This window comes from Paenibacillus turicensis (genome assembly GCF_050461185.1).
Classification (GTDB): domain Bacteria; phylum Bacillota; class Bacilli; order Paenibacillales; family Paenibacillaceae; genus Fontibacillus; species Fontibacillus turicensis_A.
In genome coordinates, this window is the sequence record NZ_JBCMOR010000008.1 from 1 (window position 1) to 19,653 (window position 19,653).

The window sequence follows — 19,653 nt, forward strand, 5'->3', positions numbered from 1 at the left end:
TCAAAGATCAACTTTGTTACTTCTTGTTGATTTGCTTTATGTTTTGCTGTGTTTCTCATCGTCGCATCTCTCAGCGGCGACTTAAATAATATAACACGTACAAACATCTTTGACAAGTCTTTTTTTAAAAAAAGTTTTTAATAGTTTATAAAAGCTATTTTTTTAAGATTATATTCACATGCTAACATACTACATTGCAACTACTTGTGATTACCTTATTTACTCTGTCTATTTCTTTTTGGCTATTTAATTTGTGTTATCTATTGTATTTAACCAATTCAATCTAATTTTAAACTGTACATTCTATGATTTCTATAATTCCTACACTTTCCGTAATTCTTTTCATCAATATTATGTTTTCAAAGGATTATCATATTAAACATAAGTTTTTCCAATCTTCAGATCAGTGCCACAAAGTTATACCTTCATTTATTACGAATTTAATTATCATCTGTGTTTTCATTATATACAAAAAGAAGAGGGAACAAATAGGCTCCCTCTCCTTTCATTTAGTTAGACCAAGGATTTTGACGTCCTTTTGGTTTGCTAGCTGTTTTCTTTTTTTGCACTGTATTGTTTCCTGTTGAAGATTTTCTCTTTGCACCTGTTCTTGTCTTTGTCTCTTGGTTAGAAATAGTTACTTCCTTATCCACCTCTGACTGGGATGTAACCTCTTGTGCGGGCTGCGTTTCTTCATCACGAAGCACAGGTCCCCATGGTGTCATGCCAATTGTTGGTCCACTCATATTAGCAGGTGTAAATACACACGGTTGAACAGGCATCACATATGCAAATGGATGACAATGACTAGAATGAGTATGATGCTGACTTGGACATTCATTTCCCCACATATTCGCAGGACCTTGCATATTATTGCAATGCTGTGCTGGACTCATTCCCCATTGGTTGTTTTCATGCTCAGATCCACAATGAGGATAGTGAGCATTTGGTGGCGTTTGAATTGGATAAGTTGGAATATTTGAGATGCCTGGATATTGTCCATGCCCTTGCTCTACTGAGTATGGTGAGATTGGTGGTAGATCGTAATAGGATGAAACTTCTTTAACAGGTGTCTGGCACTGTTGATATGGATGAACTGCCTTTGGTTTTTCATTGCAGCCACAATCTGGCTTCTTGGGCGGATGCTCAGGCTCACATTTCGCCTTTTCTACTTTTGTATAAGTATTTTCCTCAATAATTTGAATTTGTTGGATGAATTGTGGCGCTGGCGGTGGTGTGATTGGTTGAACGGGTTTCTTTTCCTCTGCCTTTGGCGGAAGGTTTTCAATTGGCTTTGGCGCTGTATTCTTTTTCCCTGTCTGACTTGGTGACGTAGACGAATTTGCTGGCATTGGTGTTGGTTTTGGGTTTGGTTTTGGGTTTGGATTTGGGTTTGGATTTGGGTTTGGCGCCGGAGCTGGAGTGGTGGATACTTTCGGGATATTAATAACCTCTCCAATTTTTAATACATTTGGATCACTGAGCTGTGGGTTAGCATCAATTAAGGTTTGCAAAGGCACACCCCATGCTTTGGACAACTTATACAACGTGTCTCCTTGCTTCACAACATGCTTATATAGCACGTCATCAGTTCCTTGCCCTGGCGTTGAAGTTGTAGGGATTTTTATTTTATCCCCAATGTTTAACTTATTCGGATCGCTGAGCTGTGGATTAGCGTCAATGATAGCTTGGAGGGGCACATTATACTTCTTGGATAATTCAAACAATGTATCCCCTTGCTTCACAATATGAATTTTCACCGATGAAAGACCTCCTAGACATCTTCTTAAAGGACCATGGTATTCGCCCGGGCCCAATTAATACATCCTATGCAGAAGTCTCCTTTTTGACATCTATATACAGATATTTTTTTATTGTAATCTGAATTTACAGCTTAAAGTTTTAATTTAACACTTCATATTCCCGAACTTTCATTACACATGCAGAACGCCATATTCCTCCGACACTACTATAAAATCGCCAATGACACCTTCCTCGAAGGCAGGCTTGCGGGGCTCGCCATTTCCTTACGGGGGAAGATCTGGGCTTCCCTCAAAACATATTAATTCTTATGTAAAAAAGCTTGATGCTCTCCAAAAGGAAAACACCAAGCTTATATTAGTTCACAATAAATACTCTGAACATTCATATTTTATTGTGAATTTCACAATTAATATATCCAGCGCCTATTCAAATACCTTTACGCCATCTTTATCAACAACGTTACGGAATTCTTCAAGAAGCTGTAACGTAATTGGACCAGCATGTCCTTCACCGATGATACGTCCATCGACTTCACGCACTGCAATTACTTCCGCTGCTGTTCCTGTTAAGAAAACCTCATCTGCTACGTACACATCATGTAGTGTGAAAGGCTCTTCTTTTAAAACATAACCCTTCTTATCACAAATTTCCATGATTGCTCTGCGAGTAATTCCGTCCAATGCTCCTAAGTAGCAAGGCGGAGTTGTGATCACTCCATTTTTAATAATAAAAATGTTATCGCCTGATCCTTCAGTTACGTACCCTTGGGCATTAAGCATAATCGCTTCTCCTGCACCAGAAAGGTTGGATTGAATTTTCACCAAAATATTATTTAAATAGTTTAAGGATTTAATTTTAGGGTTAAGTGCATCTGGAATGTTCCGACGTGTAGACACGGAAACTGTTTTCAACCCTGTTTTGTATGCTTCTTCTGAATAAATCGCAAGCTGCTCAACGATGATAATCACAGAAGCCTGTGGACAGCGGTTAGGATCTAATCCTAAATTACCTGTACCACGAGAAACGATAAGGCGAATATAACCATCACGCATTTCATTAAGACGGATTGTCTCTACTAGCGCATCCTCCATCTCTTGGTAACTCAAAGGAATGTTTAACATGATAGATTTAGCTGAATCATATAAACGCTCTAAATGCTCTTTGCATTTAAAAATGTTTCCATTATAGATCCGAATCCCTTCAAAAATACCATCACCATATAAGAAACCATGATCGTATACAGAGACAACGGCATCTTCCTTATTTACAAACTGACCATTTAAATAAATTTTTTGTGTCATTTCAAACACCCCTCCACTAATTTATGCTTAATGATTGTAACCACAAGTAGGATAGCTGCCAAGTATACGTACCTGACAATTTAAAGCCTGAATTTCTTCAATGGCTGATTGTAGCAATACTGAGTCAACGGAAGCTAATACGTCCATATAGAAATAGTAACTGCCCAGTCTTTTTTTGGTTGGTCGCGACTCAATACGAGATAAGTTTAGCCTACGCCAAGCCAAAGCCGATAACACCTGATGAAGCGCACCCGCAAAGTCCTCTGGCAAAGTCACCAGCATACTTGTTTTGGTTTGTATGTTAATTTTAGAGCTAACAAATGGCTTCGCTCCAATAAGAACAAACTTCGTATAATTGTTATTGTGATCCGTTATTTCCTTAGCTAACACATCTAGTCCATGAATTTGAGCTGCTAAAGCAGTACCAATCGCTGTCAGTCCCTCGCCGGGATGCCGTTTCACAATTTCAACAGATTCAGCTGTACTGCCAACATGCTCGATTTCAGCTTGCGGCATATGCGAACGAATAAACTGCATACATTGGGCAACCGCTACAGGATGAGATAATACTTTTTTCACAGAGCCATAGTTAATTTCCTCTGCTTCACCCTCAACAGCTTTGTTAGTATCAGACACCAGTTCTGATTTACGGCCAATTAAATTTTGTATCGAAGGGTACAACCATTCTACCTGCATAGGTACATCGACCTCATGGACAAGCCAATCCAAATGCAAGCTAACAGAACCTTCTATCGTATTCTCAATCGGGATAACACTATAATCCACCAGACCATTTGCTACCTGCAAAAACACATCAGAAATGTGCTTAAAATGATGTAATTCAACAGGCTCATCTTCTCCAATTAAATGGAGTAATGCTTCATGGGAAACTGAGCCTTGAGGTAAAAGCGCTATTTTTTTCATGACTGCACACCTCTAACGATCGCTTCAAAGAAGTCTTCATTCTCTATAGTAAGCCTGTTCGCCCCTGTTGCGCAAGGCTTAAGCCATAAAGTTGTAGCTGGAATGCCCTCTGCTGAAAATGTATTTTGCATAAATTGCTCTAAAGCTTGCTTGTCACTACTGTTTTTATCCACTAATGCAAGTACAGTTGGCCCCGCACCACTTAATGCTGCACCAAGCGCACCGTGTGTACACGCCTCCTCAAGCACATGTGTTAGACCTGGTACAAGCGAAGCACGGTAAGGCTGATGAAGGACATCCTGCATTGCAAATGAAATTAGATCAAGTCGTCCTGTAGCAAGAGCTGCGGTTAATAACGATGTACGACTTGTATTAAAGACAGCATCCTTTAAGCTAACCTGTGTTGGTAATACACCTCTGGCCGCCGTGGTGGACAATTGAAAATCAGGAATTGCAACTAAAACCTCTAAATTGTTAGGTGCGTCAAATTGAATATATTTCGTGTGAGTTCCATCCCATGCCGCTGTTACGATTCCACCTAACAAGGAAGCCCCAACGTTGTCTGGATGTTTCTCAAGCTTGGTTGCCATATCCATTAGTTTGTTTTGAGAAAGAGGTGCCCCAATCAGTTCATTAGCAGCAACAAGTGCACCGACGATAGCAGATGCGCTACTACCAAGCCCACGTGTTAAAGGAATCTCACTATACATTGAAATTTCAAGCTCAGGCACATGAACACCAGCTTCACTAAAAACAGCTTGAGCAACTTTATAAATCAGGTTGGTTTTATCTTGTGGAATTCCGCTAAGCTGGTCTCCATATAAGTGAAAGGTCGTCTGTTCCGCTGGTTTCATTTCAATCCAAGCATACAACGATAAAGCCATTCCTAATGTATCAAAGCCAGGACCTAAATTAGCGGTACTTGCCGGTATTTTAATGCGTACTGCCTCGTATCCCATAGTTACTCTCCCTTAATTACGAACCTGCCTTATACATGCTGATCCTTTTTTCTATACGTTTAAACTTATTGTGCTCATAAAATAATCTAAGCGTTAGCTTTCGACCCGATACACACTTTTTATGCGACGAACCGCACTCAATGTTTCGAAGTGACTTAACACTTGATTCATACTCGCTTTACTAGCGTTATGAGTAATTATTATAATTTCGACATCCTTTGAATGCTTATCAGGCGTCTGAAGCACAGACTCTAAGCTGACCTGATATTCGGCAAAAATTTGTGTAATTTGTGCAAGTACACCTGCCTTATCTTCAACCTGAAGCAATAGGAAGTTTTTACAAAAAACATTTTCATCCTGCTTTACTTTGCTATCTGTATAGGATACTAGCTCCCTCAACCCGTTGATGCCTAATTTAATATTTTTAATTACGGTAACTAAATCCGCCACAATGGAGGTGGCTGTTGGCATTTCTCCAGCACCTGCACCATAAAACATTGTTTCTCCAACCGCTTCTCCATACACATAAACTGCATTATATACACCGTTAACAGATGCAATCGGGTGATCTTCCTTAACCATCGTTGGTTCAACACTAATATTAAATTCATTATCCTGATATTCAGCTATACCAAGCAGCTTCATTTCATAACCTAGCTTTTTGGCATACATGATATCTTCCTTGGTTACAGATGAAATACCGCGTACTGAAACATCATCTAGACCAACATTGGTACGAAAGCCAATCGTACCGAGAATCGCCATTTTGCGAGCGGCATCGAGTCCCTCCACATCAGCAGTAGGGTCACTTTCTGCATATCCCAAAGCTTGTGCTTCCCTTAAGACATCATCATACGAAGCGCCTTCTTGGCTCATTTTTGATAAAATATAATTAGTTGTGCCATTCACAATCCCCATAATTTTCATAATCCGATCGGATGAAAACCCCTCGACTAGTGTACGGATAATCGGAATCCCACCAGCAACGCTAGCTTCATAAAACACGTCACAACGTTTATATTTTGCTTTGGCTAAAATTTCTGAACCATAAAGTGCCATCAGGTCTTTATTTGCTGTTACAATGTGCTTACCACGTTCCAAGGCTTCTAATATATAAGTTTTAGTAGGCTCAATTCCGCCCATAACCTCAACAATAACGTCAATTTCAGGATCATCTATTACATCCCAAGGATCTTCTGTCAGCTTAGAAGAAGCAATATCAATATTTCTTTGTTTATCTAGGGTTCGCACTGCAATGCGTTCAATCACTACTGGTGAACCAACTTGACTTATTAAATCCTCCTGGTGCCCTTCAACAATACGGACAACCCCTGTTCCCACTGTTCCTAGTCCAAGTAGACCTACTTTAATTGGCTTCATGCCGATTCCCCTCCATTTTACGCAGCTATACTTATACACAGCATTTTTTGTTATCCCTGACCAACGATGTGTATTCTTTTAACCCCAGTCAGCTTATGAAGAGTTTGCAGCAGCTCATCCAATTCCTCTATTAAATTAGATATCTCAACTGAAATTACAACATTAGCTCTTCCTTGCAACGGGATACTTTGGTTAATCGTTAAAACATTGCCACCAAAGCTTGCGATTTTCGTCAATACCTCAGATAATATCCCTGATCGATGCTCTAGATCAAAAGAGATCGTTACGATACGCTCTCGCTCTAATTGATTTAATAAATGAATACCATCCTTATATTTATAAAACGCACTTCGACTTAATCCAATCTGCATCGTTGCATCGTATACCGTCTTCACTTCTCCACTTGCTAACAACTGCTTCACCTGTATTGTTTTTAATACGGCTTCTGGTAAAATATCTTCACGTACTAAATAATAACGTTCCTTCAAAACGTCCTCTCCTTAGAGACCTTTGTTTTCGTATAGAGGACATTATATCCTAAACCATCAAGTCCGGCAACCTAAATTGTTGACAAAACTTTGGCTAAAAAAAAGATGACCTCTGTGAAACACAGAAATCATCTCTTTTCATGCACTATTTTACAGCCCTCTATCTTTACCATGGTCATCCAATAATTTTGGATGAGTTCCTCTATACCTAAATTATTAATAAATTTGGCTCAATCTTAAAATCAGTGCTTGACAATAGGCAAACGAAGCGGAGGAGCAGAGAGATGGTGGAAAAGCGATAGCGGTACAATCTTTCTGTAAGAAAGATACTTCGAGAGCATAAGCCACTTTAAAGTCCTATTTTTATTATTTCAAGACAAGTTATAAAAAAGTAGGACTTTAACAGAGGTTGAAACCACTCTCTGCTACGTAGCCTCCCACCCCAAACATTGTCAAGCACTGATTACTATGTTGAGCGATAAATTTAGTAATAACTACTTCCTTCAACAAACTCAAATTCAAAATCAGCAATTCGCACAATTGAGCCATCCTTTGCGCCACGCTCACGTAATGCATCATCAATTCCCATGTGTCGTAATGTTCTTGCTAATTTTAAGATCGCATCATGTGTATTAAGCTGCATCCGTTTCATCATACGCTCAACCTTAGGACATTCCACAACGAAATCTTCGTTATCCCGTTTAATCGTAAAGCTGTTATCGTCTTTAGATTCAAGCTTATATACTTTACGCTCATTGATTTCAGTAACTTCTTCAATTGCTGGTGCTTGTGGAATTTGATCCAACAAATCAGCCGCACGATATAAAAGCTCCTGAACCCCTTTACGTGTTAATGAAGAAATTGGCATAATAATGAGGTCAGGTCTCACCTCTGATATTTGCTGTTTAAACAATTCTAAATTTTCCTCAGCATCAGGCATATCCATTTTGTTCGCAGCTACAATTTGAGGACGGTCCTCTAAGTGGGCATTGTATTGCTTTAATTCATTATTAATTTTTTGCCAGTCATCAAACGGGTCACGGCCTTCAGAGCCTGCCATATCAACGACATGGATAATAACACGAGTACGCTCGATATGACGTAGGAACTCATGACCTAAGCCTACACCTTCGCTTGCGCCTTCGATTAATCCTGGCAAATCTGCCATAACGAAACTTCTACCTTCACTAACTTCTACAACACCTAAATTAGGCGTAATCGTTGTAAAGTGATAAGCTCCGATTTTAGGCTGTGCCGCGGAGACAACAGACAGAAGAGTTGACTTCCCTACGCTTGGGAATCCAACCAAACCAACGTCTGCCATCACTTTAAGTTCTAACGTAACGTAACGTTCTTGCCCTTCTTCCCCATGCTCTGCAAGCTCTGGAGCAGGATTTTTAGGAGTAGCGAATCTTGTATTCCCTCTCCCCCCACGACCTCCACGGGCAACAACAATCTGTTGACCATGACGCGTAAGGTCTGCTAATACTTCACCAGAATCGTCATCAATAACGATCGTACCTGGTGGAATGCGCACAATCATATTTTCTGCATTTGCACCATGCTGACTTTTGTTACGCCCTTTAATACCACGATCAGCTTTAAAATGTCGTTGATACCTGAAGTCCATAAGTGTACGTAATCCTTCATCTACACGAAAGATAACATCTCCACCCTTACCTCCATCACCACCGGCTGGTCCACCATCAGGTACATATTTTTCACGTCGAAAAGCGACGATGCCGTCTCCACCATCTCCACCTTTTACGTAAATTTTAGCTTTATCTACGAACATGCATTCACCTCATTTAGTTTGCTGCAAGGAACAGACAATAGAAGCTTTGAGTTCTCTGATTCTGATTCATTACAAGAAACTACCACTTCAGTTCCCGATAATAAATGCTCCAAGTGCAGCTTGATTGTATCTAGGTTGTTAGTTGGACCTTCTTGATCAAAAGAAACATAAACATGTTGCTGATCAAGATAAAATGAGACTGTTAATTGTAACAACTCTCCCCAAGATATCCGATCCTTAAATTGAAAAGCACGAATAGTTTCTACAATTGCAGACGTTAGGTGCTGACTCCCCTGCTCTGAGCATAATGAATCAAGCTGAAGATCACCTTCAATCAACACGGTAAGTTGAACATTGCTGTTTAGTTCACGAAATGACTGTAAATAAAAAGTTAAGGATGGGATGCCTAATCTAGATATTTTGCTCTCAATTAACATCCGTTCCTTTATTCTTTCCACACAGCCTGCAAGTTTATCATATTTGCGTAATTGAATATAACCGTACAAAATCTGCAAATCATTCATCCAATCATGACGATGATGACTAAGTGTTGCGGCGGCTGTCCTTTGTACTGATTCAAGTAAACTTCTGCGCTCGTTTGCTGCTTTAAATTTGAGATATACGATATATCCCCAAAGAACAGCAAACATACACATACTCAGAATAAGGCTCATGATCGGTGAATGAAGAAAGTAAATGAGTACCATACAGAGTGCTGAAAATACCGCAATACCAACTGGTACTAAAATCGACTGCTTCATATGTTACTTTCCTCGTTCCTTTACCAAATTAATGAACTCCTTACCCTATTTCATTACATTAGTATATCACAATCCTTGTCCCATTAAAGCTAAATCAAGGAATTGATTTTTTCTAAATGTTGAAATGTGCTATAAACATCAAGAAGCCTCAGACATTACTGATGTCTGAGGCTTCTAAAAACCTAATGCATTAAGCTTAAGCTTCAACAGCTGCTGCTACTGCAGCAACCTCTACAGGGTACACGCTCACTTTTTTGCGATTGCGGCCCCAACGTTCAAACTTAACAACGCCATCGATTTTAGCAAATAATGTATCATCTTTACCAATACCAACGTTATTGCCTGGGTGTACTTTCGTACCACGTTGACGATAAAGAATACTTCCGCCTGTTACAGTTTGTCCGTCTGCACGTTTTGCGCCAAGACGTTTGGAAATACTGTCACGACCGTTTTTTGTGGAACCTACACCCTTTTTAGATGCGAATAACTGGAGATCCAACTTCAACATAATGGTTTCCTCCTTCTTTAATTAATTATATCCCGAATCTTAATATATTTGTTGTAAGAATCTTCGATCCCTTTCAACATAACTATCATGGCTGAGAGTAAAAACTGTGACTTCTCTTTAGCTTCAGAGGATAGTCCAAGCGGAAGACGTGCATTTAGAAAACCATCTTGCATAACGGAATCCATATGAACTCCAATTAATGACTCGATCGAATTCACAGTACCTACGGTAATCGCAGAAACACCAGCACAGACAATATCTTGGCCCTTTTTCGCAAAATTAGCATGTCCCTTAATCTCAAAACCATAAACACCGTCAGATTCATCCCTTAATATAGAAACAATAATCATATTGTCACCGATAATTAAGCTTGGATCTTCTCGATAGTTACTTTAGTGTAAGGTTGACGATGACCTTGTTTTTTGTGGTAGTTCTTTTTAGGTTTGTATTTATAAACAACAACTTTTTTACCTTTGCCGTGTTTTTCAACTTTCGCTGTTACACTTGCACCGGATACCAATGGAGTTCCTGCTACCAAACCTTCACCGTTAGATACAGCCAATACACGATCAAATGTTACACTTGATCCGTCTTCTGCGTTCAATTTTTCAATGTAAAGAACATCGCCTTCTTGAACACGGTATTGTTTGCCACCTGTTTCGATAATTGCGTACATATGCTTGCACCTCCTCATGTCTCAGACTCGCCTAATTCAGGTGTTGCTTGAAAAAATCAAACAAACTTCATAACCCGATCGGAGCGGTTACAGCATGTGCACAAGTCATACTCATGTCACATACCTAAATATAATATCACCAGCACGTCAAAAAAGCAACTTCTATTTCAAGGTACATTCATAATATGATTGATAAGTACAGTCTGTATGTACACTCTTTATGTGCAAACATAATACTATGAAACGAAGTTTCTCAGCCGATCATAATCTCTCTCATTCTTTTCCTCGTCATCTCCACTAAGCCAAGCCTTGTCCACCCTAATATATGGTGTTGTGTCCTGTCCTGGGCCATCGCATTGCCAAGAGTATCCAGTACCGCATCACGATGTGCTTCACTGTCCATATCAATAAAATCAATTATAATAATGCCACCAATGTCACGCAAGCGGATCAATCTGGCCATCTCCGTAGCAGCTTCCAGATTGGTGTGGTATACGGTGTCCTCTAGATCTTGTCCCCCCGTATATTTTCCAGTATTCACATCAATCACTGTTAACGCTTCGGTATGATCCCAGATTAAATACCCACCACCAGGCAACCAAATTTTCCGCCCAAAATCACGCTCTACTTGTGTGGTAACAAGGTATTGCTCTAATAAGGGTGTAGTTCCCTTGTACACATTCACATGTGGTTTCTCATTTGGCAGTATAGAGGACACAAATAGTGATATCTCTTCCGCTACCTTTGGACAATCTACAATAATATTGTCAGTTTCAGGACTGTATGCATCACGAATTAAGCGCTGAACCATACTGAGGTCATGATGTAATGCAGATGGTGCAGCTACCTTCTGCGCCCTTTTCAAAATACTTTTCCATTGCTCTTGTAAATATCTAAAATCCTGTTCGATGGAAATCAGACTCTGTTGTTCAGCTACGGTACGTAAAATTAAACCTTCTTCTTCCTGCCGCAGTTGTTCCCCTACTATTTTTAAACGCTCTCGCTCTTCCTCTTGCTTAATCTTTTTGGAAATTGCAACATACCCTGCATAGGGCATATAAACTAACCAACGTCCTGGCAAGGAGTAATGCGTTGTAATTCTTGCACCTTTGTTGCCAAATGCATCCTTAGTCACTTGTACAACTAGTTCTTGTCCAGTTTTGACTAAATCTTGAATAGAAGGTTTTTCTTTAGGATACTGTTCTAGATTTTGTGGCAATATATCATCTATATATAAAAAGGCATTTTTCTTTTGACCGATATCTACAAAGGCCGCCTGCATACCTGGAACAACATTAACAACCTTCCCTTTAAAAAAGCTACCCACGACACCTTGGCGTTGAGCGTATTCTACTGTATATTCTACTAATTTATCATCTTCTATTAAAGCCATTGCTGTGAGATCAGATGCACAATGGACTAGCATTTGTTTCATATGCTCACCCTTTATTCTGTAACAGTATTTAATGTTTCTACTTAATAAGCTTTTATTATCTCATGGATTAGGTAAACCACGCAAAAAAGCTGAAATGACCTTTTGTTCTGGTAAAACCGCAACAATATCACCTTGTTCATTCATCACATAAATAAAATGATATTTCTCTCTTCTAAATAGACGCAATATATATTCTAAAGGTTTCTGTGGGTGAGAAACAATAGGAACTGCTATACTTCCATATATCCAATGTTTGGTATATGTCTGCTCACGACGGATAAGGAAACGCATAAACCGGTAGGGGAGATTTCGATAATCTTGCCAATTGGAATACAACAAAAAACTACCAATTAATAACAGATTAAGTTGAGGGGGCTTTTGACTTAGCAAAAATGGAATAATCGCATAACTAACCATACATAGACTGCCTACAACACTGATTCGAAGTGACCATAATAAAGTCGCATGATAGGGTGCAAATAAGCTAAATAATGATTGACTAACCTTTCCACCATCTAAAGGGAGGATTGGAAGCAGGTTAAACAAGGCAATGATCAGATTACATTCAATAAAATAGGACAAAAATGCGCCTTCTCCTAAGCCAATATATTGGTAAAAATAAGCACAAAAAATTAATAATACATTTTGCAAGGGACCTGCTAGGGCGATTATGATTTCCTTGCCTGCTGACAAATAAGCGCTATCCTCCATTACAGCTACTCCACCAAACGGTAGCATTTCAATTGACAAAACAGAAACACCAAATAAACGTGCTGCGGTGACATGGCCCAATTCATGAATAAAGACAATTACAAATAAGCTTAATAGTTCTAGAAAATGACCTGTTACTACAGATGCCAACATCATAAGCACAAAAAAGGGATGAAGCTTGATTGTAATTCCAGCTAGTTTAATCAATCATAATCACATCCGTTGGGTCGATGAATTTCTTATCTTTTTCTATAGAAAAATACAATGTAGCTTGAGGGCTACTTGTTGTCGCAGGTAGCGAACCTATCCATTCCCCCCCTTCAATCCAGTCATTTTTTTGAACAAACACTTGCTCCATCCGTCCGTAACTGCTTATATATCCCCCTGTATGTTGAATAACGACGGTTTTACCTGTAACTGCATCTTGATTTATAGCAATTACTCTACCTGTCGATATGCTCTGTACATTTATACTGCTAGCGGACTTGTCATTAGGGAGAATTTCGATTCCTTTCATGCTTACTGCAAATGAGCTTACAATTGTTCCTTGCAACGGAGTTACAAATCCTGCTTTTCCCTCAACCTTTACTCCCTGTGGGTCATTATGTTTAAAAATAGGGATAAAGGAAGGGGATCCCCCAAAGGTATCCTCGTACCACACTTCTACTTTACTAAAATCCATTTCATGGGTAAGCGATTGTACAATGGCCGATTGAACCGGAAAAGACCAAGAGGTCTGTACATTTTGGATTCCATAAATGCCAGCAAAAATTATGACACTGACCAAAAGGCGTATACCTTGTCCTCTCCAAAAATAGCTTTTATTACGTGAAGGCTTATCTGGAATATCATTTTCAAATTTATTTTTCCAAGGATTGTTATGCTTCCATGCTAGCTCTGGATCAGCTTCCATTGAGGAAAAGTTATTAGAGGATGAAGATGTTGTTGTTGACGGTTTTGTTGCTGATGGCGATGTTGTTGATGCTGATGCTCTTGAGTCTGCTGGATGTGACATAGGTGACATAGGTGAAATTGGTGATTTTGATGTACGCGCTTGTTGAGCTTCTGGAACATAACCTACAATATCGCCTGCTGTTAGTTGTCTAATTCGTTCCTCTCTACGCTTTTTAACGTTAGATTTTATATCTTCCATTGCGTTCGCCCCTCCTAACAAACTTTAGAGTTTTATATCAGCTCTCACTTATTACAAACTATAGAGCGCTAACTCCCTCTGCTTGTCTCTATTTCATACTTATACTTATGAAGGGCTTGGCTAAATTATGAAAATGCGCACACAAATAAAAAAAAGCCAGTGCCTATGCACCAGCTTTTTCACTTATTTCACTGATTTTATTTTTAGCTTGTTTATATTTTAGAAATTTTCAAATACAAGTTAAAATTAAGAGCTAATGTTTTAAATTAGTGGTTGGCAAACAACCCACACAGCGAAGGGACAGAGGGATTCTGGAGAAGTGGAACGTTCGTTTCTTAAAACCAGATTTCAACGGCTAAATTACATATATAAGAAATCTGGTTTTAACAACGATCGTAAGAACCCTCTGTCTCGTAGCATCCATCCCCATCATTGCCAACTACTAATTTAATTTAGTTCGTAATTTTACAGTCTAATATTTCTCCTGATGAAGCTTAATACTAAACACAATTCCAATACATAACATATTAATTAATAGCGAGGTGCCCCCATAACTAATAAATGGAAGTGTAATCCCTGTGATTGGCATCAATCCAATCATCATCCCTACATTTTCAAATATTTGAAATAGAAACATCGCGACAATTCCAACAATAATATATGCCCCTCTTTTATCAATACAGCCTAAAGCAATTAATATCATCCTATAAATAAGTAAGAAGTATGTTAATAGCAATACGGATGCGCCAATGAAACCAAACTCTTCTCCTACTACAACAAATATAGAATCAGAATAAGGATAAGGAATAAACTTTTTATTCTTAAGCTGACCAGACATATAGCCATCGCCCATTAAGCCACCGGAACCTATCGCAATTTTTGCATAGTTAGATTGATGTCTATCATCACTGCTTGCATTGTCAGGATCCACAAACGTATTAATCCGTTGATACCAATGTAGCTTATTATGCTGGGTCAAATAATCACGAATTTCTTGATTATATGCATTAAATACAGTCACAAATGCAATAAGCAAAACTGTCACTCCAGCAAAACCAATTACAACATGACTATATTTTGAATTTCCTATCCACAACATTGCAACAAGTATAACAAGATAAATGATCGCATTTCCTAAATCGGGCTGAATCAACACAAGTAAAAACGGGAGCATCACTACACCCGTAATCGGAATAATATCTTGTCCTATTTTTAGAGGTTGCCCATTTCGTTTACCAAGTAAATAAGCTACAGATATAATTAAAATCACTTTAACTAGCTCAGCGGGTTGAAACTGCAAGCTCCCGATCGAAAACCAACTCCGAGCGCCATTAATTGCAGGTGTAAAGAAAACAAACACTAACAATAAGCAGCCAAATCCATACACATACCAGCTATAGGTGAGTATTGTACGATAATCAACAAGCGATACACCAAAAACTACACCAAAGCCTAAAATGTAAAATATAATTGTACGCATTTCATAACCATTAAACTGATTTTCATAAGGAGCAATTGCGCTATTCACTAATATTGTACTCATCACCATAAGCACAATTAATGTACCTACAATAACCCAGTCAAGCTTTTTAAGTTTAAACACCAACCGCGATCAACCCATTCCGAAAAACTTTTTGAAACGTTTAAAGACGCTGGATTTTTGATCCAACACCATGAGAGGAACCGTATCGCCAAGTATACGCCGGGCAATATTGCGATAAGCAATCGCTGCTTGCGAGGAAGGATTCATTACGGTGGGTTCTCCAGTATTTGCAGCTTTAATTACCATTTCATCGTCAGGTACAATTCCAATTAAATCGATATTTAGTACTTGCAAAATACCTTCAATATCTAACATATCCCCTGATTTCATCATGCTAGATTTAACGCGGTTCACAACAAGCTTAGGCGAACCAATATGTGAATTTTCCAACAAACCAATAATGCGATCAGCATCACGCACCGCAGCATTTTCTGGCGTAGTAACTACGATCGCCTGGTCTGCGCCAGAGATAGCATTTTTAAAGCCTTGTTCAATCCCAGCAGGGCAGTCAATAATAACATATTCATATTCCTTTTTTAATTCTAAAATGATATCTTTGACTTGCTCTGGAGAAATCGCAGTTTTATCCTTTGTTTGTGCAGCTGGTAGCATATATAACTCATCAAAACGTTTATCTTTTACTAAAGCCTGATTAAGACGGCAACGTCCTTCCGCAACGTCGATTAAATCATATATAATACGATTTTCAAGTCCCATAACAACATCTAGGTTACGCAAACCAATATCGGTATCTACTAGGCAAACTTTTTTCCCAAGCAATGCTAGTGCTGTCCCAATATTTGCTGATGTTGTTGTTTTGCCTACGCCACCTTTACCAGAAGTAATTACGATAGCCTCTCCCATCATTCACACCCCTTTAAACACATTTAAATCCTTCCGGAAACGACTAATGTTGCTTATTTTATCAATTTGCATCACACCATCTCGCAGGCTAGCAAATTCCATACTAGTTTCTTTATTTTCCCATTCATCTGGAGGTCTACTAATGATATCAGCAATTCGCAATTGAGTAGGGGACAAATAAGAAGCAGCAATGATTGCATTCTCATTTCCATTAACCCCCGCGTGTGCCATACCACGTAGCGAGCCAAGTACATATATATCTCCTGTACATGTCAGGCTGCCACCAGGATTTACATCGCCTAGAAACAGAAGGTTACCTTCATGATGAAGAACTTGTCCTGATCTAACAATTCCTCCCATTGTAGTAATCGTTGCACTGTCTTCTTCCTTCTTAACAGGTGGTGAATCGATAGAACGTATTAATAAATTGCCTTTTTTCGATAATATATCTAAAATCATCACTTTTTGCTCTTCGCTTATTTCACGGGCACCTAATTTAACGTCCACATGAATAATCGGACCCGTCAAAATATTTTGATGACTAAATTCTAATTTATATCGCAGCTCCTCTAGAAGACTAGGAAATTCACATTTGTCATCTAAAAGGAAAACCAGGCCGTCCTTGATGCCCTTAATCGTAACATGATTGGATTTAACCTTCATAGCCTGTACCTCCCTTTTAGATCAATTCGCTTCGGAGACATAACTTTCCTGCCTCCTAACAAGAAAAGTACTTAGGTGCGTGTCTTATTCTCGTCCAAGGATCGGCGTTTTGCAATGATTTCAAGCTGACGTCGTAGAGGAACATAAATCATCAACGCAAATGCAAAGTGGAAAAACATAGTAGGAATAATATGGTTAGATAAAGCCCATGAAAACGGCAGATGGGTAATTTCAAACACTAAATATACCCCGTACACGATGGAATCAAACAATAAGCTTCCTAGCAAAGTCACAATCAACATAAGTGGCATAGGTGCACGATGAGATCTAAATATAAGCCCAAGTATGTAGCAAGAGCAACCCATTGCTAAGGAATAAGTTCCAATTAATGCACCATAATAAACAATATCATGGAGCATACCAAAAGAGAAACCTAAAATAAGTGCAGTATGGCGATCATAATACACGGTTACAAATAAAATGACTACATAAACTAAATGTGGTGCAATTCTGTTTTGCAAAAAACCTGGGATCAACCAAGGAATAATCGTACCTTCAATAATAAATAACAAAAACAGCAGCAGCAAAAGAATATATTTACGGCGTTGGACTCTACTCACTATTTTTCTACCTCTGGTGTAAACACCACAAATAATTCCTTCCAATCCATAAAGCTAGCTGCTGGAGTAACCGTTGCTGTATAGGTTAATCCGTAGGAATCAACCTGGACCTCATCTACAGTCCCTATAATTACACCTCGTGGGAAAACTCCGCCAATACCTGAGGACACAATGAGATCGCCCTTGGCTAATGTTTTGGAATCTTCAATTTTTGTCATTAAAAACTTACCTGTTGTTTTATCATACGTTTCGATCATCCCAAATACTTGGTTTTCTTTTCCTTGGGCTGTCGCTGCAATGGCGTTAGAGTTAGGATCTTTTGAGTCCATAGTCGTTGCTAATTTGACGGTAGATGTAAAATTACTTACATGACTAATGACACCCACCAATCCTTGCACAGAGGACACAGCCATCCCTTCCTTCACACCTTCACGACTGCCGATATTTAAGACAATCGTTTTGTTGACTGGATCTTCATTTACACTTACGACTTGTGCAATCACCCAATCATAGTTATTAAGCTTTTTTTGCGCATCTGTAAATTTGAGCAAGGTTTGAAGTCGTTCGTTCTCCTGATCAATCCAGTTGTATTTTGCTTTATCTCTTGTGTAATGGGACAAAGCGATTTTGAGCTGTTCATTTTCTTCCTCTAGTGATTTCAAGTTCCCTATATCCTCAAAGAAGCCCGCTACATAGCTAGCAGGCTTGTAGAAGATCGATTGTACAAAGCTTACCGTATCCTTTACAAATTTCTCAGGCCAGGACAATTCCTTCCTAGAGCCTAATGTAAAGCCCATCAAGGCAATAAAAATAATAAGTACCGTCAATAAAACAAATAGTCTCTTGTTGCCCAGCATCTTAAACAGTTTGAGCACCCTCCAACCTTACAAATTGCAAAATCATTAAATGATCCAAATAAAAATAATAAAAAAGATAAAAATATAGGAAATACATTTGAAAAAAAACGGCAAGGCCGTCCAGTGGACGGCGCCGCTTTTCCAGTTTATAAAAGCATTCAACCAGTATAAGGGTGTACTTCTTGATAATTATCGTTTCGAACGTAAAGTGGAAGAACTTTTAGATTTAAATAGGTGAATGTTGTCTAACGCACGTCCAGTTCCAATCGCAACACAATCCAGTGGATTTTCTGCAACGATGACAGGCATACCAGTTTCACTTGCCAATAGTTTATCTAGGTTGCGAAGCAAAGCACCACCACCTGTTAATACAATACCACGATCCATAATATCCGCTGCAAGCTCTGGCGGACATTTCTCAAGCGTAACCTTCACTGCATCTACCATTGCATTTACAGTATCACTTAATGCTTCTGAAATTTCATCTGAAGTAATCGTTAATGTTTTTGGAAGTCCTGTAACAAGATCACGTCCACGAATTTCAATCGTTTCTACTTTCTCAAGTGGCATTGCAGAGCCAATTTCCATCTTTAACTGCTCTGATGTTCTTTCCCCAATCATAAGATTGTATTGGCGTTTAATGTATTGAATGATAGAATCATCCATTTCATCACCTGCCACACGAACAGATTTACTCGTTACAATCCCTCCAAGGGAAATGACTGCAACTTCTGTTGTACCGCCACCGATATCAACAACCATACTACCAGTAGGCTCCCACACAGGTAGGTCGGCACCAATTGCTGCTGCAAATGGCTCTTCGATCGTATACGCTTCACGCGCTCCTGCCTGCTTCGTAGCATCCTCAACGGCACGTTGCTCTACTGCTGTAATCCCAGATGGAACACAAACCATAACGTTAGGATGGCGTTGAAATAATGAACGCTGTTTTTGCGCTTGATTAATAAAGTATTTAATCATCGTTGCTGTAGTATCAAAATCAGCAATTACGCCATCTTTCATAGGGCGAATAGCACGAATATTGCCAGGTGTTCTACCAATCATCTTTTTGGCTGATTCCCCTACTGCAACAATATTTTTAGTGTCAGTGTGAATAGCTACTACCGAGGGTTCTCTTACAATAATACCTTTACCACGTGTATAGACAAGCGTATTCGCTGTCCCCAAGTCAATTCCTAAATCTTTCGTAAAACTTCCAAACATGATGTATTCTCCTTTTCCTCGTGTATC

At 39.0% G+C, this 19,653-nt stretch carries 20 protein-coding genes and 1 other annotated feature; all 20 genes read right to left on the minus strand.

Annotated elements, in window-relative coordinates; translation table 11 throughout:
• Positions 1-509 precede the first annotated feature (509 nt).
• Positions 510-1,760, minus strand: coding sequence for a LysM peptidoglycan-binding domain-containing protein (locus ABE099_RS13535; RefSeq protein ID WP_430031592.1), 1,251 nt, complete (start codon positions 1,758-1,760; stop codon positions 510-512).
• A gap of 426 nt (positions 1,761-2,186) precedes the next feature.
• Positions 2,187-3,065: a branched-chain-amino-acid transaminase gene (gene ilvE / locus ABE099_RS13540; protein ID WP_430031594.1), complete on the minus strand. Its 879-nt coding sequence runs from the start codon at positions 3,063-3,065 to the stop codon at positions 2,187-2,189.
• Positions 3,066-3,092: 27 nt separating this feature from the next.
• Positions 3,093-3,989: a prephenate dehydratase gene (pheA, locus tag ABE099_RS13545; RefSeq protein ID WP_430031596.1), complete on the minus strand. Its 897-nt coding sequence runs from the start codon at positions 3,987-3,989 to the stop codon at positions 3,093-3,095.
• The gene (thrB, locus tag ABE099_RS13550; protein ID WP_430031598.1) at positions 3,986-4,948 is read right to left on the minus strand and encodes a homoserine kinase; all 963 of its coding nucleotides are present in this window, start codon (positions 4,946-4,948) and stop codon (positions 3,986-3,988) included. The genes pheA and thrB overlap by 4 nt, the downstream gene beginning before the upstream one ends.
• 93 nt (positions 4,949-5,041) lie before the next feature.
• Complete coding sequence (locus ABE099_RS13555; protein WP_430031600.1) at positions 5,042-6,328, minus strand: homoserine dehydrogenase; 1,287 nt, start codon at positions 6,326-6,328, stop codon at positions 5,042-5,044.
• Positions 6,329-6,378: 50 nt separating this feature from the next.
• On the minus strand, positions 6,379-6,816 hold the full coding sequence (locus tag ABE099_RS13560; protein ID WP_210088601.1) for an ACT domain-containing protein: 438 nt from the start codon (positions 6,814-6,816) through the stop codon (positions 6,379-6,381).
• Positions 6,817-7,300: 484 nt separating this feature from the next.
• On the minus strand, positions 7,301-8,611 hold the full coding sequence (gene obgE, locus ABE099_RS13565) for a GTPase ObgE (protein WP_430031602.1): 1,311 nt from the start codon (positions 8,609-8,611) through the stop codon (positions 7,301-7,303).
• Positions 8,602-9,372, minus strand: coding sequence for a Spo0B domain-containing protein (locus ABE099_RS13570; protein WP_430031604.1), 771 nt, complete (start codon positions 9,370-9,372; stop codon positions 8,602-8,604). Before ABE099_RS13570 ends, obgE begins: the two co-directional genes overlap by 10 nt.
• Positions 9,373-9,568: 196 nt before the next feature.
• Complete coding sequence (rpmA, locus tag ABE099_RS13575; protein WP_430031606.1) at positions 9,569-9,880, minus strand: 50S ribosomal protein L27; 312 nt, start codon at positions 9,878-9,880, stop codon at positions 9,569-9,571.
• A gap of 17 nt (positions 9,881-9,897) precedes the next feature.
• Positions 9,898-10,230 carry a ribosomal-processing cysteine protease Prp gene (locus tag ABE099_RS13580; protein WP_430031608.1) on the minus strand — a complete coding sequence of 111 codons (333 nt, stop codon included), beginning with the start codon at positions 10,228-10,230 and terminating at the stop codon, positions 9,898-9,900.
• Between the two features lie 14 nt (positions 10,231-10,244).
• Positions 10,245-10,556 carry a 50S ribosomal protein L21 gene (rplU, locus tag ABE099_RS13585; protein WP_210088606.1) on the minus strand — a complete coding sequence of 104 codons (312 nt, stop codon included), beginning with the start codon at positions 10,554-10,556 and terminating at the stop codon, positions 10,245-10,247.
• 13 nt (positions 10,557-10,569) lie between these two features.
• Positions 10,570-10,655: a sequence feature (ribosomal protein L21 leader region), on the minus strand.
• A 154-nt stretch (positions 10,656-10,809) separates the two neighbouring features.
• A complete protein-coding gene (locus tag ABE099_RS13590; RefSeq protein ID WP_430031610.1) occupies positions 10,810-11,991 on the minus strand; it encodes an Rne/Rng family ribonuclease in 1,182 nt (393 codons plus the stop codon).
• A gap of 60 nt (positions 11,992-12,051) precedes the next feature.
• Positions 12,052-12,909, minus strand: a complete 858-nt coding sequence (locus ABE099_RS13595; protein ID WP_430031612.1) for a M50 family metallopeptidase — start codon at positions 12,907-12,909, stop codon at positions 12,052-12,054.
• Positions 12,902-13,855: a peptidoglycan DD-metalloendopeptidase family protein gene (locus tag ABE099_RS13600; protein WP_430031613.1), complete on the minus strand. Its 954-nt coding sequence runs from the start codon at positions 13,853-13,855 to the stop codon at positions 12,902-12,904. Before ABE099_RS13600 ends, ABE099_RS13595 begins: the two co-directional genes overlap by 8 nt.
• A 472-nt stretch (positions 13,856-14,327) precedes the next feature.
• Positions 14,328-15,461 carry an FtsW/RodA/SpoVE family cell cycle protein gene (locus tag ABE099_RS13605; RefSeq protein WP_430031615.1) on the minus strand — a complete coding sequence of 378 codons (1,134 nt, stop codon included), beginning with the start codon at positions 15,459-15,461 and terminating at the stop codon, positions 14,328-14,330.
• Positions 15,462-15,467: 6 nt separating this feature from the next.
• Positions 15,468-16,262, minus strand: coding sequence for a septum site-determining protein MinD (minD, locus tag ABE099_RS13610; RefSeq protein WP_210088739.1), 795 nt, complete (start codon positions 16,260-16,262; stop codon positions 15,468-15,470).
• A gap of 3 nt (positions 16,263-16,265) precedes the next feature.
• The gene (minC, locus tag ABE099_RS13615; RefSeq protein ID WP_430031617.1) at positions 16,266-16,925 is read right to left on the minus strand and encodes a septum site-determining protein MinC; all 660 of its coding nucleotides are present in this window, start codon (positions 16,923-16,925) and stop codon (positions 16,266-16,268) included.
• 71 nt (positions 16,926-16,996) lie between these two features.
• A complete protein-coding gene (gene mreD / locus ABE099_RS13620) occupies positions 16,997-17,545 on the minus strand; it encodes a rod shape-determining protein MreD (protein ID WP_430031619.1) in 549 nt (182 codons plus the stop codon).
• On the minus strand, positions 17,545-18,402 hold the full coding sequence (gene mreC / locus ABE099_RS13625) for a rod shape-determining protein MreC (protein ID WP_430031621.1): 858 nt from the start codon (positions 18,400-18,402) through the stop codon (positions 17,545-17,547). The genes mreD and mreC overlap by 1 nt, the downstream gene beginning before the upstream one ends.
• 189 nt (positions 18,403-18,591) lie before the next feature.
• A complete protein-coding gene (locus ABE099_RS13630) occupies positions 18,592-19,626 on the minus strand; it encodes a rod shape-determining protein (RefSeq protein WP_210088614.1) in 1,035 nt (344 codons plus the stop codon).
• Between the last annotated feature and the right edge of the window lie 27 nt (positions 19,627-19,653).

What these genes read in the sequence shown, in the direction of transcription:
- ilvE (WP_430031594.1), bottom strand. Translation starts at nt 3,065, where the DNA reads ATGACACAAAAAATTTATTTAAATGGTCAGTTTGTAAATAAGGAAGAT.
- pheA (WP_430031596.1), bottom strand. Translation starts at nt 3,989, where the DNA reads ATGAAAAAAATAGCGCTTTTACCTCAAGGCTCAGTTTCCCATGAAGCA.
- thrB (WP_430031598.1), bottom strand. Translation starts at nt 4,948, where the DNA reads ATGGGATACGAGGCAGTACGCATTAAAATACCGGCAAGTACCGCTAAT.
- ABE099_RS13555 (WP_430031600.1), bottom strand. Translation starts at nt 6,328, where the DNA reads ATGAAGCCAATTAAAGTAGGTCTACTTGGACTAGGAACAGTGGGAACA.
- obgE (WP_430031602.1), bottom strand. Translation starts at nt 8,611, where the DNA reads ATGTTCGTAGATAAAGCTAAAATTTACGTAAAAGGTGGAGATGGTGGA.
- ABE099_RS13570 (WP_430031604.1), bottom strand. Translation starts at nt 9,372, where the DNA reads ATGAAGCAGTCGATTTTAGTACCAGTTGGTATTGCGGTATTTTCAGCA.
- rpmA (WP_430031606.1), bottom strand. Translation starts at nt 9,880, where the DNA reads ATGTTGAAGTTGGATCTCCAGTTATTCGCATCTAAAAAGGGTGTAGGT.
- ABE099_RS13580 (WP_430031608.1), bottom strand. Translation starts at nt 10,230, where the DNA reads ATGATTATTGTTTCTATATTAAGGGATGAATCTGACGGTGTTTATGGT.
- rplU (WP_210088606.1), bottom strand. Translation starts at nt 10,556, where the DNA reads ATGTACGCAATTATCGAAACAGGTGGCAAACAATACCGTGTTCAAGAA.
- ABE099_RS13590 (WP_430031610.1), bottom strand. Translation starts at nt 11,991, where the DNA reads ATGAAACAAATGCTAGTCCATTGTGCATCTGATCTCACAGCAATGGCT.
- ABE099_RS13600 (WP_430031613.1), bottom strand. Translation starts at nt 13,855, where the DNA reads ATGGAAGATATAAAATCTAACGTTAAAAAGCGTAGAGAGGAACGAATT.
- minD (WP_210088739.1), bottom strand. Translation starts at nt 16,262, where the DNA reads ATGGGAGAGGCTATCGTAATTACTTCTGGTAAAGGTGGCGTAGGCAAA.
- minC (WP_430031617.1), bottom strand. Translation starts at nt 16,925, where the DNA reads ATGAAGGTTAAATCCAATCATGTTACGATTAAGGGCATCAAGGACGGC.
- mreC (WP_430031621.1), bottom strand. Translation starts at nt 18,402, where the DNA reads ATGCTGGGCAACAAGAGACTATTTGTTTTATTGACGGTACTTATTATT.
- ABE099_RS13630 (WP_210088614.1), bottom strand. Translation starts at nt 19,626, where the DNA reads ATGTTTGGAAGTTTTACGAAAGATTTAGGAATTGACTTGGGGACAGCG.